Origin of the sequence: Candidatus Kinetoplastibacterium galatii TCC219, assembly GCF_000340905.1 — a bacterium.
In the GTDB taxonomy this organism is placed as follows: Bacteria; Pseudomonadota; Gammaproteobacteria; order Burkholderiales; family Burkholderiaceae_B; genus Kinetoplastidibacterium; species Kinetoplastidibacterium galati.
In genome coordinates this window covers 612,469-630,054 of the sequence record NC_020284.1, presented here as the reverse complement: position 1 = coordinate 630,054, position 17,586 = coordinate 612,469, and the positions used below count along the sequence as shown (strand labels likewise).

16 protein-coding genes are annotated in these 17,586 nt (G+C 30.5%); 3 read left to right on the top strand and 13 right to left on the bottom strand.

Features of this window, described 5'->3' with window-relative positions; translation table 11 throughout:
* The first annotated feature begins 4 nt into the window (after positions 1–4).
* The gene (lpxC, locus tag ST1E_RS02925; protein ID WP_015389753.1) at positions 5–898 is read left to right on the top strand and encodes a UDP-3-O-acyl-N-acetylglucosamine deacetylase; all 894 of its coding nucleotides are present in this window, start codon (positions 5–7) and stop codon (positions 896–898) included.
* Positions 899–930: 32 nt separating this feature from the next.
* Here the strand turns inward: lpxC and ST1E_RS02920 are convergent, their stop codons facing one another.
* Positions 931–1,395 carry a hypothetical protein gene (locus ST1E_RS02920; protein ID WP_015389752.1) on the bottom strand — a complete coding sequence of 155 codons (465 nt, stop codon included), beginning with the start codon at positions 1,393–1,395 and terminating at the stop codon, positions 931–933.
* A gap of 207 nt (positions 1,396–1,602) precedes the next feature.
* Between ST1E_RS02920 and secA the strand changes: the two genes are divergently transcribed.
* Complete coding sequence (gene secA, locus ST1E_RS02915) at positions 1,603–4,251, top strand: preprotein translocase subunit SecA (protein WP_041186023.1); 2,649 nt, start codon at positions 1,603–1,605, stop codon at positions 4,249–4,251.
* Here the strand turns inward: secA and ST1E_RS02910 are convergent.
* The 7 genes from ST1E_RS02910 to ST1E_RS02880 form a co-directional block, all read right to left on the bottom strand.
* Positions 4,248–4,988: a lysophospholipid acyltransferase family protein gene (locus ST1E_RS02910; protein ID WP_015389750.1), complete on the bottom strand. Its 741-nt coding sequence runs from the start codon at positions 4,986–4,988 to the stop codon at positions 4,248–4,250. The two genes, secA and ST1E_RS02910, sit on opposite strands and share 4 nt — an antisense overlap.
* 173 nt (positions 4,989–5,161) lie before the next feature.
* Positions 5,162–7,288: a glycine--tRNA ligase subunit beta gene (gene glyS / locus ST1E_RS02905; RefSeq protein ID WP_015389749.1), complete on the bottom strand. Its 2,127-nt coding sequence runs from the start codon at positions 7,286–7,288 to the stop codon at positions 5,162–5,164.
* Between the two features lie 18 nt (positions 7,289–7,306).
* Positions 7,307–8,194, bottom strand: coding sequence for a glycine--tRNA ligase subunit alpha (glyQ, locus tag ST1E_RS02900; protein WP_015389748.1), 888 nt, complete (start codon positions 8,192–8,194; stop codon positions 7,307–7,309).
* Positions 8,195–8,203: 9 nt separating this feature from the next.
* Positions 8,204–8,692 carry a 2-amino-4-hydroxy-6-hydroxymethyldihydropteridine diphosphokinase gene (gene folK, locus ST1E_RS02895; RefSeq protein ID WP_015389747.1) on the bottom strand — a complete coding sequence of 163 codons (489 nt, stop codon included), beginning with the start codon at positions 8,690–8,692 and terminating at the stop codon, positions 8,204–8,206.
* Between the two features lie 17 nt (positions 8,693–8,709).
* On the bottom strand, positions 8,710–9,978 hold the full coding sequence (gene pcnB / locus ST1E_RS02890; protein ID WP_015389746.1) for a polynucleotide adenylyltransferase PcnB: 1,269 nt from the start codon (positions 9,976–9,978) through the stop codon (positions 8,710–8,712).
* The gene (locus tag ST1E_RS02885) at positions 9,978–10,679 is read right to left on the bottom strand and encodes an HAD family hydrolase (protein ID WP_015389745.1); all 702 of its coding nucleotides are present in this window, start codon (positions 10,677–10,679) and stop codon (positions 9,978–9,980) included. The genes pcnB and ST1E_RS02885 overlap by 1 nt, the downstream gene beginning before the upstream one ends.
* A 6-nt stretch (positions 10,680–10,685) precedes the next feature.
* Positions 10,686–11,378, bottom strand: coding sequence for an HdaA/DnaA family protein (locus tag ST1E_RS02880; RefSeq protein WP_015389744.1), 693 nt, complete (start codon positions 11,376–11,378; stop codon positions 10,686–10,688).
* A 179-nt stretch (positions 11,379–11,557) separates the two neighbouring features.
* On the opposite strand from ST1E_RS02880, the gene purM reads away from it, so the two are divergent.
* Positions 11,558–12,607, top strand: coding sequence for a phosphoribosylformylglycinamidine cyclo-ligase (gene purM, locus ST1E_RS02875; protein WP_015389743.1), 1,050 nt, complete (start codon positions 11,558–11,560; stop codon positions 12,605–12,607).
* 11 nt (positions 12,608–12,618) lie between these two features.
* Here the strand turns inward: purM and miaA are convergent, their stop codons facing one another.
* From miaA to ST1E_RS02850, 5 genes are read right to left on the bottom strand one after another with little or no spacing between them, the layout of a single operon-like run.
* Complete coding sequence (miaA, locus tag ST1E_RS02870; protein WP_015389742.1) at positions 12,619–13,563, bottom strand: tRNA (adenosine(37)-N6)-dimethylallyltransferase MiaA; 945 nt, start codon at positions 13,561–13,563, stop codon at positions 12,619–12,621.
* Positions 13,560–15,281 (bottom strand): DNA mismatch repair endonuclease MutL, encoded by a 1,722-nt coding sequence (gene mutL, locus ST1E_RS02865; protein WP_015389741.1) that lies wholly within the window; start codon positions 15,279–15,281, stop codon positions 13,560–13,562. The genes miaA and mutL overlap by 4 nt, the downstream gene beginning before the upstream one ends.
* A 47-nt stretch (positions 15,282–15,328) precedes the next feature.
* On the bottom strand, positions 15,329–16,582 hold the full coding sequence (locus ST1E_RS02860) for an N-acetylmuramoyl-L-alanine amidase (protein WP_148283603.1): 1,254 nt from the start codon (positions 16,580–16,582) through the stop codon (positions 15,329–15,331).
* On the bottom strand, positions 16,531–17,040 hold the full coding sequence (gene tsaE, locus ST1E_RS02855; RefSeq protein ID WP_015389739.1) for a tRNA (adenosine(37)-N6)-threonylcarbamoyltransferase complex ATPase subunit type 1 TsaE: 510 nt from the start codon (positions 17,038–17,040) through the stop codon (positions 16,531–16,533). The genes ST1E_RS02860 and tsaE overlap by 52 nt, the downstream gene beginning before the upstream one ends.
* A gap of 23 nt (positions 17,041–17,063) precedes the next feature.
* Complete coding sequence (locus ST1E_RS02850) at positions 17,064–17,552, bottom strand: flavin reductase family protein (protein WP_235043580.1); 489 nt, start codon at positions 17,550–17,552, stop codon at positions 17,064–17,066.
* Positions 17,553–17,586 lie beyond the last annotated feature (34 nt).

Here is a 17,586-nt window from a genome sequence, read left to right as displayed (position 1 = left end):
CGTTATGTTTAAACAATGTACTATTAGTGTACCAGTTAGTGTTACAGGTATATGTTTACATTCTGGCAAAATGGCTAGAATTGTATTACGTCCAGCAGAGGTAAATACTGGAGTTATTTTTCATAGAGTTGATCTTCATGATATCGTAGATATACCAGCAAAAGCTGAATATATTAGTGATATGCGTCTTGCTACTGTATTGCAAAAAGGCAGTGTTAGAATATCAACAATAGAGCATCTAATGTCAGCTTTACATGGATTAGGTATTGATAACATACATATAGACGTAAATTCTGAAGAAATTCCTATCTTAGATGGCAGCTCAGATTGTTTTGTTGATCTATTGGAGCGTGCTCATATTAAGGAGCAAGAATTTTTTAAAGATTTTATTAGAATTACGGATGTTGTAGAGATATCTGAAGGAGGAGGGGATAACAAGAAATGGGCTAGACTAGAACCTTATAACGGATTTGTTATAGCTTTTTCAATTGATTTCAAACACCCTGTGATTTCTTCCACAGCTAACTATATAGAAATAGATATATCTAAGGACTCTTATATTAAAGATATTGCAAAAGCTCGTACGTTCGGATTTATTAATGAGCTAAAATCATTAAATTCAATTGGACTTGCTTGTGGTGGTAGCTTCGATAATGCCATAGTAATGGATGATTTTAGGATCTTAAATCAGAATGGTTTGCGATATAAAGATGAGTTTGTTAAACATAAAGTTCTAGATGCCATAGGAGATTTATATTTATTAGGTAAACCTTTATTAGGTCGTTTTGTAGCTCATAGATCGGGACATTCTTTGAATGCTAAGCTTGTTAATCTACTATTAAGCAAAAGTGATTCTTGGGAGGTTGTGAGGAATAACTATGAAACACCTCTATATTGACATTATTTATGCAGTATTGTATTAATTAACTTTTATGATTTATGATGTTCTATCAATCTACGGATAGCATCTTTTAGTGGTCCAGGTTTGGAATTTTCTTGTAATTGTTCAAAAGATCTTATCCCTTTGTTTGGTATACGGTTCTTTTGTTTATTGATGGTTTTTGTTTTTAATGGCACATAATCATTGATTATTTTGATTTTTATAGTTTCTATGTTTTTGTTATAAGTAATTTTTGCCTCATTTACTATTGATAATGATAATTGACGTACTCGAGTAGCGTAAATCGCACTCTCTACTGCTATGGTTATGCTGCTTTTCTCAGTTTTTATTATATGAAATGAGTTTTTTAAGTAATCAGGTAGTACTTTTGATATTAATTGTTTTATTTGTATATAGTTATATGCGACAGACAGCGTTTCATTGATTTGATTGTTTGAGCTTAGCCAATCAATTACTTTGCAGTTATAACTCTTAGTTTGTTTTGAAATGTCCATAGTACTATAATTACAATTTGTAGGAATATATTTTTTAAATTGGTTATAAATAACATTTTTATACAGATTGCTTTTCTTTACCAATTTATTCTTTATTTATCAAACAAACAATTTTTACTGTTTTATTTCTATTAGGTTAGTATAAAAATTTAGTATTAATTGTTAAAATTTTATAAAAAATGGGGTCTTATCATTTTGTTTTCTAATATATTCAATTTATTGAAAAAAATTTTTGGTAGTCGCAATGATAGATTGTTAAAACAATATCAGGTCTTGGTTAATATTATTAATAATATTGAATATAGGATATCAGAATTATCCGATAGCGAGTTACGTAGCAAAACAGAAAAATTTCGTGATGATTATGCTTTGGGTAAGAGTTTAGATGATTTATTACCAGAGGCTTTTGCTGTTGTTAGAGAGGCTAGCAAAAGAGTTTATGGTATGCGTCATTTTGATGTTCAGATCCTTGGAGGAATTGCTTTACATAATGGGAAGATTGCTGAGATGCGTACTGGAGAAGGTAAGACCTTGACAGCAACCTTACCTGTATATCTTAATGCAATTACTGGTAAAGGAGTACATGTTGTGACTGTAAATGACTATTTAGCTCGTAGAGACGCTGAATGGATGGGTAAACTATATAATTTTTTAGGATTATCTACTGGGGTTATTTTATCGCAACAAACTTCTAAAGAAAAAAAAGAAGCTTATTTAGCAGATATAACATATGGAACTAATAATGAATTTGGGTTTGATTATTTGCGCGACAATATGGAGTATTCGCTAGATAATAGACGTCAACGTTCACTAAATTATGCAATAGTAGACGAGGTAGATTCTATCTTAATAGATGAAGCTCGTACTCCATTGATAATTTCAGGTTCTTTTGAAGATAGTAGTGATTTATATATTAAAATAAACGAAATTCCTTCATTATTGATGCGTATGGAGAATGAGCCCGATCAACAAGGGAATGAACTCAATGGAGATTTCTGGGTAGACGAGAAAAATCAGCAAGTTTATTTATCTGAACGCGGTCATGAAAAAATCGAAGATATATTAAAAAAGAAGGGGTTATTAAAACAAGGTGTTTCTTTATATGATCACAATAATGTTTATCTTATAAATCATGTTCTTTCTGCATTAAGGGCTTGGAATCTATTCTTTCGTGATCGTCATTATGTGGTACAAGGAGATGAGGTTATAATAGTAGATGAGTTTACTGGTAGACTCATGACAGGAAGACGCTGGTCAGATGGTTTACATCAAGCGATTGAAGCTAAGGAAGGTGTTAGTGTACAGAGTGAAAATCAAACTTTAGCCTCTATAACATTTCAAAATTATTTTAGAATGTATAATAAGCTGTCTGGCATGACTGGTACAGCAGATACAGAGGCTTTTGAATTTCAGGAAATATATAATCTAGAGACTATTGTTATTCCTACAAATAAGCCGATGATACGTAAAGATGAAAATGATCATATATATAAAACTGATAAAGAGAAGTATGAAGCTATTATCAATGATATATTAGATTGTTATAAAAGAAGTCAGCCTGTATTAGTTGGAACTCCAAATATTGAAAGTTCTGAATATCTATCTAGATTATTGAAAAAACAAGGCTTGCAACATAATGTCTTGAATGCTAAGCATCACGCTGATGAAGCTATAATTGTTGCTGAGGCTGGTAAACCAGGATCCATAACTATTGCAACAAATATGGCAGGCCGAGGAACAGATATTGTTCTCGGTGGAAACATAGATAGACTAATAAGTGATATTTTAAAGAATGTTAAATTAGAAGATTTTAAAAAAAATAAAGCTATATCTGATATACGTGAGGAATGGAAATCTAAAAATGAACTAGTAAAGCAATCTGGTGGCTTGAGGGTAATTGGAACAGAGAGACATGAATCTAGAAGAATTGATAATCAATTGAGGGGAAGATCAGGCAGGCAGGGTGATCCTGGATCATCTTGTTTTTATCTATCTTTAGATGACCAATTAATGCGTATCTTTGCTGGAGATAAATTGCGTTATATTATTGATCATTTAAAATTACCATACGGTGAAGCTATAAAATCAGGTATGGTAGATCGTGCTATAGAGTCAGCGCAACATAAAGTTGAAAGTCGTAATTTTGATATAAGAAAACAATTGTTAGAGTATGATAATATATCAAATGAACAGAGAAATATAATATACAGCCAACGAAATGAAGTACTAGAAAGTAACTCATTGATAGAATTTATAGATGAAATGTTTAAGGATGTTATTTCTGGAATATTTCGTGAATATGTTCCAATTAATTCAGTTTCAGACCAATGGAACATTGCAGATTTGCAGAAAAGACTCGAGTCAGAGTTTCAGATTAGTATAAATATTTTAGATTTATTAAGTAATTCTGGTTCTAATGACTTTGATTTATTGAATTCATTAAATAAAAAAGTATTTTTTATCTATAGTCAAAAAAGAAATCTTATAAAAGAATCATATACAGGTGTAGAGAAGTTGTTTTTGTTGCAATCAATAGATTATCATTGGAGAGAGCATCTATCTATGTTGGAATATTTGCGACAAGGTATTCATTTAAGAGGTTATGCTCAAAAGAATCCTAAACAAGAATATAAAAGGGAAGCGTTTGAGTATTTTTCAGTTATGTTAGATAAGATTCGTCACGATATTGTACGTAACTTAATGATTATAGATATAAAATTAAATAATAAGTCAGACAATGATGTTTTTGCTAACAATGATGATTTTAATAAGAAATTTAGTAAGACTAAAAGAAATGAAACGTGTCCATGTGGTAGTGGCAAGAAATATAAACACTGTCACGGCGCCTTGAATTAAATATTCTTGCTATCAGTCTTTAAAATTTCATCTTTAATCCATTCGTATGATGCCTTATTAACTTCTTCTGCGTTTTTATATTTTTTTACTTGTATCATTGGCCCAATAGAAATGCTAATATTTCCAGGGTATATAGCCATGCTGTTAATTTTCCAAAAAGTGCCGGAGTTATGAGCTACAGGAATTATGTTGCTTTTTGTTTCTGTAGCAAGAATAGCTCCACCTAGCTTAAATTGCCCAATTTTATTGCTAGGTTTTCTGGATCCTTCTGGAAAAATCACAAGGCAGCATTTCCCATCCAATTTTTCTTTCCATTTTTTCATCATTTCTCTTAGAGCAGTACTACTTTTTGATCTGTTGATAGGAATCATATCTAGTAGAGCTAACCCCCATCCAAAGAAAGGTATCCAATGCAACTCTTTTTTATAAACATAGCAAATATTTTTTGGTAGTTCTGAAATAAAAAATAAAGTTTCCCAAACAGATTGATGATTTGATAAGATTATAAAATTTCCATTTAGCGGTATATTTTCAATTCCTTTAATAGTCCAATTAAGGCCACATATAAATTTTGCACCATGTAATACTATCTTAGGCCACCAAGATAGTATCTTATATCTGTATCTTGCTGGTAAAAAAATAAGGAATATGTATGTAAAAGAACATATAATAATAGTAGTTGATATGAATATCCGATAAATCATAGAGCGAAAGTATACAATACCTGTTTTAATCATTTATTAAGATTTTCCATATTGAAATTAGTAAAAACTATATCTCATCGTTGGATAGCAAATCATTTGCTATTTTAAGTAGTAGATAGTAGTATTGACGGAATTTTGTAAAGAATTAAATATTCGATTACTTTTTAAAAAATATTATAGGTATTATAATTATATTATTCATACAATCATGTACTTATAATTGACAAGTCTCCTATAGTATTTATAACATTTTTCAATAGATTCAATAATAATATTCTATTATCTCTAACAGCTTTATCTTCTGTAATTATCATTACTTCTTTAAAGAAAGTATCTGTAAGATTATCTATACTGGCTAAATTATTTAAACATTCTGTAAAATTCTCACTGCTTAATAGCTCTTCATTTTTCTTCTCAATGTTTTTTATACATGAAAAAAGTAATTTTTCGCTTTTTTCTATTAGTAAGCTTTCATCAACTATTTCTGACTCAACAACATTTTTCTTCAGAATATTAACTATACGTTTGTTAACAGAAAATATTTTTGAAGATAATTCAAGTTTAGATTTAAATAGGGTAAGAGCTTCTATTCTAGATAAAACCTGATGTAATGGTGGTTTTATGTATATAACTGATTCTACAATATCTTTTTCAAACTTATTAAACAATTGGTATCGATATCTTTCATAAATAAAATCTATAGATTTTTTAATAGTGTCTTTTTCCATGATGTTATCAAAACTAGATAATGTGATTTCCATTAATTTATATATATCTAGATTATTAAATAACTTATGAGATTGTTTTATTTTTTCAAAAACGCTAATTATCCCTATAGCAGCTCTACGCAAACCGAAAGGATCACTTTCTCCTGTCGGATATATTTCAATACCAAAAAAGCCAATTATCATTTCCACTCTTTCGCTTAAGAACAATATAGCAGATGTTACGCTTCTAGCATCTAGAGGCATATTAAATCTATTCAAATATTGGTTCTTTATAGCTAATACAACTTCCTCAGGTTCTTCAAAATTTCTCGCATAATATGCACCCATAATTCCTTGCAATTCTGGAAATTCTCCTACCATTAATGATTCTAAATCTGTTTTTGATAATAAAGCCGCTCTATCTGCTAAATATTCGTCTGAGTGTATAGTATTTGCTATGTATTTTGATATAAATCTGAGTCTATCGACTCTATCAAGCTGAGTTCCTAGTTTATTGTAATAAATTATACTTTTTAGCTTGCCAACATTTTCTATAGGTGATTTTTTTTTATCAAAGTTATAAAAAAATTGTGCATCTTCCAACCTTGGCTGTATAACTTTTTGATTTCCATTTATTATATTATTAGGATTTGAGGTTTTTATATTGCTAACTATTAAGAATTTGTTTGTTATAAGACCAGATGTTTTGTTAAATAAAGGAAAATATTTTTGATGTATACGCATGGTCAACACAAGACATTCTTTTGGCAATTCTAGAAATTTTTTATCAAAAGATCCCATATAAACTACTGGATATTCTACTAATGCAGTTACTTCTTCTAACAAAGAGTTGAAGTTATCTTCATCTCCTAAAGAGTATTCTAAATTACTAGAGGATTGTAGCAATTGTTGTTTAATGTATTCTTTGCGCTTACAAAATGATGGTATTACTTTCCCTATATTTTCTAGTACAGATTCATATTGTTTGGCATACTCTATTTTAATCAAATTATTTGATAGAAATCTATGACCAAATGTTTCATATGTTGATTTTATTCCCAACAAGTTAATTTCTAGTTTATCATTCCCCCAAACCGCTAATAAGTTGTGTGCTGGTCTGATAAATTTAACTGTAATATTTGAATCTGTCTGGTATCTCATTGTTACATTGCTATTTGAGATTTTAATAATTGCTTCTTGTAAAGATTGTTGTAATATCTCATATAGATCTTTACCAGGATTTGTATAATTAATTATTATGTAGTCTTGTTTTCCATAATTTTCTATTTTAATTTTTTCCTGATAGTTCTTAGCATCTATTCCTTTCAAGGATAATTTTTTAAGTAAAACTTTAGTAGGTGTGCCGTCATCTGAAAAACCTATTTTTTTAGGCATTAACTTTTCTGTGAACATTTCCTCAGAAGATCTACCAGATACTTCTGAAAAATAGACAGCCAATCTCCTAGGGGTAGAAAAACTGTTTATCTGACAATGTGGTTTAATTAATTTATATTTTTCTAGAAAGGATTTTATAGTATTTGCGAAAGTTTTTTCCAATTCTTGTAATTTTTTAGGTGGTAACTCTTCAGTAAGCAACTCTATAATTAATGGAAGCATTGTATTCATTTATTGAGATCTATAATCTTATTTTATTAGCATAGGAAACCCTAGTTTTTCTCTAGAGTTGTAATATATGGCGGCAACAGATTTTGATAGACTACGAATTCTACCTATATATGAAGATCTTTCAGTAACACTTATTGCGCCACGGGCATCTAATATATTAAATATATGTGCGGCCTTTAACAGTTTTTCATATGCTGGCAAAGCTAGTGGTATTGATATAAGTTTCTTGGCTTCTAGCTCATGATCATTGAAATGCTTAGTCAGTAAATCAATATCAGCATATTCAAAATTAAAGGCAGATTGCTCAACTTCATTCTGATGATATATATCTTTATACGATATATCTTTATCATTTCTATCTTTTGTCCATACAAGGTCGTAAACAACATCAACATTCTGAAGATACATTGCTAGTCTTTCGAGTCCATATGTAATTTCTCCAGTTGTAGGGTTACAGTCCAGGCCACCTATTTGTTGGAAATACGTAAATTGAGTTATTTCCATTCCATTTAACCAGACCTCCCATCCTAACCCCCATGCTCCTAGAGTCGGGTTTTCCCAGTTGTCTTCTATGAATCTTATATCATGTTCAGCCGGATTTATACCTAACTCCAGTAGTGAGCCAATATACAGATCTATTATATTAATTGGAGCTGGTTTCAAAACTACTTGAAACTGATAATAGTGCTGTAAACGATTTGGATTTTCTCCATAACGACCATCCTTAGGTCTTCTAGATGGTTGTACATACGCAGCACTCCATGGCTCTGGTCCTATTGATCTTAGAAATGTTGCAGTATGAGAAGTGCCAGCACCGATTTCCATATCATAAGGCTGTAATATGGCGCAACCTTGCTTGCCCCAATAATTTTGTAGTTTAATAATGATTTGCTGAAATGTTAACATCTTAAAATATCACTCATCAATTTCTTTAATATATTGATCTCTTATGTTATTCAATAGCTCTTGAGCATTACCATAATAAGGTATTTCTATATGTGAATCTATATCGGTTATTGGTTTTAAAACAAATGCACGATCTTTCATTCTAGGATGTGGTATTGTAAGAATTTTAGAATATATCACTTTGTGATCATATAATAAAATATCCAGATCTAGTGTTCTTGGAGAGTTTTTATAGATTCTTTTTCTGCCATATTTTTTCTCTAAATCCTGTAGTATACCTAATAGCTCTAAAGGGGTTTTTTGTGTAAATATCTTCACTACAGCATTGATGAAATTTGGACCATCAGCTTGTACTGGAGCGCTAATATATAGCTTAGATTTTATACTGTTGCTTCCAAAGATCAAAAATAAATCAGATATTGCCTTGTCTATTATTGATATACTATCACCCTGATTTGAACCAAGACCTATATAAGATTCTACGATTTTATCAATCACATTTATCTTCCTGCCTTTTATTTTTTTGTTTTGTTTATTATTTTTAACATATTTTCTTTCTCTTCTTCGTTAGATTCTAGCCACTTTGTCCACCATTGCGCAATAGATTTATCGAAATCATTTGATTTTGCTCTTAGTAGAATAAAATCATAGGCTGCTTTAAATTTGGGGTTTTGTAGCAAATTAAAAGAAGCTTTATTTTTTCTAGTTTCAAATTTTGGCTGCATAAACCAAATTGTTTTCATGTCTGATATTATTCTCTTATGTATAGCCAAAACTTTTAGCTGATCTTCTATTACAGAATCAGATGCGGACACCATAGAAATATATACATTTTTGTTTTTTTTATAATTCTTTTCGTATTCTTCTTGTACTTGAGGCCATAAAATGATAGCTAGTAAAAAGCTAGGACTAACTGATTTGCCATTCAAAACTCTCTGATCTGTGTTTTCTAGAGATGTTTTTAGAAAATTAATGGAGTCTGTTTTTTGTAATGTTTCTTCTAGTGTTGGTAATAGAAAAATATGTAACTTATTTGATTTGATTTCCATCAGACACTTAAATGCATTACCACATGTTAATATTTTAATTAATTCATCAAATAACCTTGATTGTGGTATGTTAGCTATTAATTGTTTCTGTCTTGCTATATATTTAAGCGTATCATGACCAATAGATCCATTTATTTTAGAAGCAAATCTTATTGCCCTTAAAATCCTTACAGGATCTTCCTTGTACCTAATACTAGCTTCTCCTATTATGTTTATTTGTTTTTTCTTTAAGTCATATATTCCATTATGATAATCTATTACCGTCTCTTCTCTAGCATCATAATATAAGGAGTTTATTGTAAAATCTCTTCTTGTTGAGTCTTCTGATTGTGAGCCGAAGTAGTTATCAGTTAATATTCTACCGAATTTATCTTGTTTTATATCTATTGGAGAGGATCTAAATGTAGATATCTCAATTATTTCCTTATGGAAAATAACATGTACTAATCTAAATCTTCTTCCTATAATCCTAGCTCTTTTAAAAATGTATTTTATTTGTTCTGGAGTAGCATTAGTAGCAATATCAAAATCTTTTGGCTTCAAACCTAATATAAGGTCTCTAATGGCCCCACCTACTATATATGCCTCGAAACCATTCTTATGCAAAGTTTCACATACTTTTATAGCATTCTCGGAGATGTTAAGTTTATTAATACCATGTTTGCTCTTATCGATATAAGATAGTTTAGGCTTCATAAAAAACATACGTAATTTTTTAATTATTTTATTAAACATTAAGATTTAAAATCTTCAAAATTATCAAAAATATCTAGTATTTCCCATTTTCTATCTGCTGCTAAAGAACGTAGTTTATTACTTGGGTTTGTAGCTATAGGGTTAGTAACTAATTCCATTAAAGGTAAATCGTTTATAGAATCACTGTAAAAGAACGAATTATGGAAATCCTGAATTTTATAACCAATATTGGATAACCATTTGTTTACTCGAATAACTTTACCTTCCCTGAAACTAGGTGTTCCAAGAATTCGACCTGTAAATCGTCCCATAGTGTATTCTGCTTCTGTTGCAATTAAATTTTTTATTCCAAAAGCTCTTGCTATAGGCTCTGTGACAAAATTATTAGTAGCGGTAACTATTGCGCAGACAGCACCTGATTCTAAATGCTCTTGTACTAGCTTTACTGCTGATTCTGTAATATTAGGTCTTACTATATTTCTCATAAATTCTTCATGCCATAAAGCTAAATTATACGTTGAATTTATAGATAATAGTTTAAGCATAAATTCTGCAGATTGATTTGCTGTAAGTGTTCCTTTGTTATATTGATCCATTAAGTCGTCATTTATCTTTATTGCTTCCTCTGGACTAGTTCCAGCGCGACCGGTTTTGGCTAGAAAACTTGCCCACTGATAATCACTATCTATAGGTAGTAAAGTATGATCTAGATCAAAAAGCACGAGGTTTTTATAATTCATAAAATATTAAAACTCCAAGTTTCCTATCATTTCCTTTAGTAATGGTATTGTAATAGGTCTTTTAGTAGATAGTGAGTAACGGTCTAAAGCTATTAATGTTGCTGTTAATTTACGCATATCACGTTCATGATGGTGAATCATCCAAGTAATAACATTATCTATACCAAATATTCCTAGTTTACCAGATAGTTTTTTTAACACATTAGTTTTATCTTGATCAGATAATGGTTCCAATTTAAAAACTAGGTCCCATCCCAATCTAGTTCGTAAGTCTTCTCTGATTTTTAATGATATTGGAGGTTGATTTCCAGACAGTATCATAGAAAATGATTTTTTTGTTAATGATAACTCCCGCCAGGTATTGTATAGTTTAAATACTTTTGATTGTTGCGATGAATTTAGTAAATGAACATCATCTATGGTTATTAAATTAGGAAGATCATCTACATCATCCCTATATAGTTTATTTATGATAGCATCAAGCTGATTATTGTTTATATAAATAGCCTTATCTTTATTAGACAAAGCTCTTAATAAGTGAGTACGTCCACAACCATCTGGTCCCCAGAAATATATAGCTCTTCCAGTAGGCAAATACATTGCTGAATATAAAGCTTCATCATTCAGTCCTACCACATAATTTTCAATTGTTGGTTCCAATATAGGTGATACATTAAGGAGAAGTTGATGACGTCTCATGAAGGTTTTTTATCTATTAAATGGGATATCTTTGTTCTTAATTATAATGAAAAACTTAAATTTTGTTTGTGTTTATTAATTAATAAATCAATTTGGTCGAAAAATTTGTAGTTTTAGTGGATTCAACGTAGAATTCAAAAGTGAAGCTTTACCTTTACTTAACTCAACCTAAATTATATATGATTACTTCAAACATTAAATCTCTTAATTATTTAGATTCTGGTGTAGATATCGATGCAGGTGAAAACTTAGTTAATAGAATAAAACCCTTAGCTGCGCGCACCAAACGTAAGGAGGTGCTTAAGGGCATTGGTGGATTCGGAGCTTTATTTGAAATCTCCAAAAACTTTAAAGAACCGGTATTAGTTTCCGGTACAGACGGTGTAGGAACAAAATTACGATTGGCATTTGAATGGAATCGTCATAATACTGTTGGTATAGATTTAGTAGCAATGAGCGTTAATGACATACTAGTACAAGGAGCAGAGCCATTATTTTTCTTAGACTATTTTGCCTGTGGTAAGCTATCGGTTGATATAGCAGCTTCAGTGATAGAAGGTATTGCTAAGGGATGTGAATTAGCAGGATGTGCTCTAATCGGTGGAGAAACAGCAGAAATGCCAGGCATGTATCCAGTTGGTGAATATGATTTAGCTGGTTTTGCTGTTGGCGCTGTTGAGAAAGATAAAATAATAAATGGTGAGTCCATAAGTGAGGGGGATGCTATTCTTGGCTTGGCATCAAGCGGGGCTCATTCTAATGGATATTCTTTGATTCGAAAAGTATTGGAGCACACTGGAGCAAGTCCTGAGCAAGATTTCCATGGGAAATCATTATCAGATGTTATAATGGCTCCAACTCGTATATATGTTAAGCAGATCTTGTCACTAATATCTGAATACGGTAATTCTATAAAAGGTTTAGCTCATATTACCGGAGGCGGTCTGTTGGATAATATTCCACGTGTATTAAGTCCAGACTTGTCTGCGAAATTGTTTAGAGATTCTTGGAATATGCCTAACTTATTTAGTTGGCTGCAAAAAAATGGAAATATATCTGACGAAGAGATGTACAGGGTATTCAATTGTGGTATAGGTATGGTTATTGTAGTACCCAATAGCGATGCTGATGATATTATAAAAACTTTAATTTCTTATGGTGAAAAAGTTAGCAGAATAGGTGAGGTTGTTAGAACTAAAAAAGATCTTCCACAGACTTATGTTCTGTAAAACAGATTGAGTTAGTGTTTATCTAATGTAGCATGTATGATGTCTGTTACATTTTCTATCAATTTTTTAGAAGAACAGTCTATGATTGTTCTTTCTTTTTGTGATCTAAGCCAGGTCAGTTGTCTCTTGGCAAGTTTTCTGGTGGCTATTATACTTCTTTCTATTGCTGTATTTAAAGACACTTTATTTTCAAAAAATTCCCATATTTGTTTATAACCAACACATTTTATTGAGGGCATATCTTTGTTTAGGTCTTTACGTGAGTAAAGTGAATAAACTTCGTCGACTAGTCCATTTTCAATCATATAGTTGAATCTTTCTATTATTTTTTTGTGTAAGCATTGTCTTTCTATTGGTTCAAGACTCACTGTAATATACTTGTTCGTTTGTTCTTGTTTTTTTTTCCTAATATTTAGTAGACTGGACATCGGATTACCAGTTATTGTGTATATTTCTATTGCTCTTTGTATTCTTTGTTTATCATTATGATGGATTCTTGATGCTGATTCTGGATCTATTTTTGTTAAATATTTGTGAAGCTCTATCCATCCAATTGTATTTGCTTTTGATTCTATTTCTTGCCGTATTTCCTTGTTTGCTTTAGGTAAATTATCAAGACTAAACCTCAGTGAGTTATAGTACATCATTGTCCCGCCAACTATAACTGGTATATTTCCTCTATCTATAATTTCTTGTATAAGTGAATTTGTGTCGTAACAGAAATCAGCAGCGGAATATGTTTGATAAGGTTCTCTTATATCAATCAAATGTTGAGTTGTAATTGATCTACTGTATAAAGATGGTTTCGCTGTTCCTATATCCATGCCGCGGTATATTGTTGCAGAATCCATATTAATAATTTCTATAGGCCATTTTCTTGCAAGTTCCGTTGCTACAGAGCTTTTACCTGTAGCGGTAGGTCCTGTAATACAAATAATTTTTTTAGCATATTTCATTGTCCACGCAAAAACATTTTATCAATATGTTTTAAAGACCAATATAACCACGTTGGCCTGCCATGATTACATTGATTAGATCTTCTTGTAGTTTCCATTTTTCTGAGCAAGGCATTCATTTCATTTATATGTAATTTTCTATTGGCTCTTACTGAACAATGACAAGCTATTGTAGATATTATTCTATTGCTATATTCTTCGATAAGTATAGAATGTCCCATAGAGCTTAATTCTTCTAGCATATCAATTGCTAAATTATCAACATCATGTCCAGATAATAATGATGGTATACAGTATATTGCAATCGAGTCAGGAGTATATGGTTTTATTTCGAATCCAAGCATGTTAAACCATTCTTCATATTCTTCTAATAGTTGAACAAGTTTTTCTTTTGTCCTGGAGATTATTGGTGATAAAAGTTTTTGAGTTTGAATTTTTCTTGATTTGAAAGAATCTTTTAATTCTTCGTAGATTATACGTTCATGAGCAGCATGCATATCAACAATTATTAATCCACTACTATTTTGAGCTAGTATATAAGTTCCGTGCAATTGTGCTATGGCTAATCCAAGTGGGTGTTCTTTATTATCATTTACATCCTCAGAAACAGTTAATAATTCTAGAGATTCTGTATTACTATATGTGTAATCCATGCTAACTTGTTCTGGCACTCGATTAATAGATTCTTCTTGATTGTCAGATTTTTCTTTGTGAGCCACAATATCTTTAATACTAAAACTAGAAATTGCATTATTTATTGCTTTCAAAACAAATTGGTATACCACATTGCCAGTTAAGAAACGAATCTCATTTTTAGTAGGATGCACATTAATATCAATACTATCTGGATCTACATTTAGAAAGATAATAAAAGAAGGTGGCTGTCGGCCATAACTTATATCAGAATAAGCAGTCTTGATTGCATGAGTTATAATTCGGTCATGAATATACCTTTTATTTACATATAAGTATCTGTAATTATGTTTATGATTAATATCAGCATTATTAGACAAGATTCCACTTATTTCCATGATTTCATTAGACATAGAAACTTTTATGGAGTTTTCTTGAATTTTTTTTCCTAAAATATCGTATATACGTTGTTCGTAATCTGTTTTTAGAAATTGTTTTACAATCTGATTTTTATTGTAAATCTTAAACGATATTTTAGGATGAGCTAAAGCAATGTTTTCTACTGCAGTAATGCAATGAGCAAGTTCAGTATATTCAGAACGTAGAAACTTACGACGTGCAGGAATATTATCAAAGATTTGATTAGCACTGACTATTGTTCCTACTTTCCCTTGCCAAGGTTTTACTAAAAAGTCTGTATTGCTAACTTGCCATGCGTGATTATCTTTTTTAGTTCGTGAAATTATTTCCAATCTAGTTATAGATGAAATTGATGCTAAAGCTTCTCCTCTAAATCCCATAGATGTTATATTTCTAAGATCAGATAGGTTATATATTTTATTAGTTGTATGTCTTTGTAATGATAAACTAAGTTCATTATGAGGTATGCCCATACCATCATCTATTACAGTTATATTTTTAATCCCTCCACCATCTATGTATATCTCTATATTCATAGAATTCGCATCAATAGAATTTTCCAATAATTCTTTAATTATTGATGAGGGGCGCTCAATAATTTCTCCTGCTGCTATTTGATTTATTAAATAATCAGGAAGTTGTAAGATTGGACGGTTATTGTACATATTTATATAAACTCATTTATGAATTACGATTTTATTTTTTAGGATAGTTAAATATCACTACTATTTATCTTAAAGTATGAATTTATGCTTCTTATAATAGCTTCTGCAAATTTCTTTTGATATGCATCTGATTTTAACAGTTCTTCTTCTTTTGGGTTGCTTATAAATGCGGTTTCTATAAGAACAGATGGTATGTCTGGAGCTCTTAGTATTGCAAAATCGGCTTGTTCTATATTACTTTTGTGCAAAAAATTGACTTTTTCTATTTCGTCTAGTAACAATTTCCCTATTTTTATAGAACTTTTTATTTGAGCGGTTGTAGATAAATCTAGTATCACTTTTACTAAGTTTTTGTCATGTGAATGTAAATTTATTCCTCCAATCAGATCTGATTCGTTTTCTTTATCAGCTATCCATTTTGCTAATGCGCTAGATGCTTTATATGAAGATAATGTGAATACGGAAGATCCTCTAGCATTTCTATTAATCCATGAGTCAGCGTGGATGGATACTAGAAGATCTGCCTTTAAATCTCTTGCCTTTTGTACTCGTGCTAATAATGGCACAAAATAATCTTGGTCACGTGTTAAATATACATCAATGTTGTTTTGCGTATCCATTAGTTCTTTTATTTTTTTGGCAATACTTAAGACAATGTTTTTTTCCAGAAGTCCATTTTCTCCTATTGCCCCAGGATCCTCACCACCGTGTCCAGGATCTATTACTAGAACTAGTTTCTTTTCATTTTTATGTGTATCCTCTGATAAGAATGTGTGATTATTATATTCTGTTTTGTTATTATCTTTTTTGTATTTATTCTTATTAATAATAGCCATTATAGGGTCTCTTGTAGACAAGTCTATTACTGTCCTATATTTATAAGAATGTATTGGTTCTAATGAGAATATTTTGTGATCAATTGCTTGTTTTAAGTCAAATACTATTCTCATGCTATCAGATGATTTTTTTGCTAAACGAATATTCTTTATATAAGGATCGTTATGTCTGTAGTAATTTAATAAGCCATAAAAGCTTGAAACATTAGCAACTCTTTTCACATCTAATACTAGACGTTCTGGGCAATTGAGAGAGAAACTATTGAAATCAAGTTCTTCCTTAGACTCTATTGTTACTCTTGTGTATTCATCTGAAGGCCAAATACGTATGTCTAAGATTTCAGAAGCAAAAGAAAAATTGGCTGTATAAAATATAAGTGCTAGTAACAATAAGTTTTTATTTAAAAATTTTTTTATATATGATCTGACATTTTTTCGTAAGAATTTATTATATTTGTTAACCATTTTCCTTCTTTATTCTTCTGTGTAGATAAAGTAGCGTAGCGTTCCACGTTATTCTCTATATCTGAGCATGATAGAAATATTTCTAAATCAGGTTTAGGTAAGAATTCCATGGCTTTTTCTGGCCACTCAATCAATATAATGGTATTTTTATTATCTAGCTCTTCAAGCCCTATACTCAACACCTCTGATTGGTAATCAAATCTATAAAAATCAAAGTGATAGAACTGAAGTCCATTAATATGATATTGCTCCATTATGGAAAAACTAGGACTTTTAACATTATCTGATACGCCAAAGTTTTGCAAAAAATATCTTACAAAAGTAGTTTTTCCGGTTCCAAGATCACCATATAAATAAATCACTTTGCTATTCAATAATTTTTCTTTATCTATCGACTTAGCTATAGATTTAGCCAAAATTATAGTCTCACTTAATTTGCTAATTTTTATTGTATACATTTGAAAAGTCTTTTGAGATGATACTAAATATGTGAAATTTTTTCATAAAAATCACCGTTATAGAACATCAAAGGTTCTGAATCGGAATATTTGTAATATTGTACCTTTCCTATCATTATTATGTGATCTCCTTCTACATATTGCCTGTGATTTTTACAATCTATCCAGGCTTTATGTTCTGTGTCTAGCATTGTAGTTCCACTAGGAGAAAATTTTGTTCTTATGTTTTTAAATCTATCAGATGAATTTTTTCTTGCAAAAGAATTTGCCATTTCGATTTGTTCACTAGAAAGGATGTGTATTACATAGTTACTACAATTTAGAAAAATATTCTTATTGGTGGAGTTAATTGATAAGCTCCAAAGAATTAATGGTGGATCTAATGAGAGAGAATTAAAAGAATTAACAGTTAGTCCACATGGTTTGTTTGTAAAGCCATGCGTAGTGATAATTGTTACTCCTGTAACAAAGTTACCTAATAGTTTTCTAAATTCTTTATGTTGAACTTGCATTTCATATTCCATACGTTCGCACTTTTGTTAAATG

Excerpts from the sequence above, each read along its gene's own strand:
- ST1E_RS02860 (WP_148283603.1), bottom strand. The coding sequence starts at position 16,582 with ATGGTTAACAAATATAATAAATTCTTACGAAAAAATGTCAGATCATAT.
- glyS (WP_015389749.1), bottom strand. The coding sequence starts at position 7,288 with ATGAATACAATGCTTCCATTAATTATAGAGTTGCTTACTGAAGAGTTA.
- ST1E_RS02850 (WP_235043580.1), bottom strand. The coding sequence starts at position 17,552 with ATGCAAGTTCAACATAAAGAATTTAGAAAACTATTAGGTAACTTTGTT.
- ST1E_RS02920 (WP_015389752.1), bottom strand. The coding sequence starts at position 1,395 with ATGGACATTTCAAAACAAACTAAGAGTTATAACTGCAAAGTAATTGAT.
- ST1E_RS02880 (WP_015389744.1), bottom strand. The coding sequence starts at position 11,378 with ATGAGACGTCATCAACTTCTCCTTAATGTATCACCTATATTGGAACCA.
- purM (WP_015389743.1), top strand. The coding sequence starts at position 11,558 with ATGATTACTTCAAACATTAAATCTCTTAATTATTTAGATTCTGGTGTA.
- lpxC (WP_015389753.1), top strand. The coding sequence starts at position 5 with ATGTTTAAACAATGTACTATTAGTGTACCAGTTAGTGTTACAGGTATA.
- tsaE (WP_015389739.1), bottom strand. The coding sequence starts at position 17,040 with ATGTATACAATAAAAATTAGCAAATTAAGTGAGACTATAATTTTGGCT.
- ST1E_RS02885 (WP_015389745.1), bottom strand. The coding sequence starts at position 10,679 with ATGAATTATAAAAACCTCGTGCTTTTTGATCTAGATCATACTTTACTA.
- pcnB (WP_015389746.1), bottom strand. The coding sequence starts at position 9,978 with ATGTTTAATAAAATAATTAAAAAATTACGTATGTTTTTTATGAAGCCT.
- mutL (WP_015389741.1), bottom strand. The coding sequence starts at position 15,281 with ATGTACAATAACCGTCCAATCTTACAACTTCCTGATTATTTAATAAAT.
- ST1E_RS02910 (WP_015389750.1), bottom strand. The coding sequence starts at position 4,988 with ATGATTAAAACAGGTATTGTATACTTTCGCTCTATGATTTATCGGATA.
- glyQ (WP_015389748.1), bottom strand. The coding sequence starts at position 8,194 with ATGTTAACATTTCAGCAAATCATTATTAAACTACAAAATTATTGGGGC.
- miaA (WP_015389742.1), bottom strand. The coding sequence starts at position 13,563 with ATGAAATATGCTAAAAAAATTATTTGTATTACAGGACCTACCGCTACA.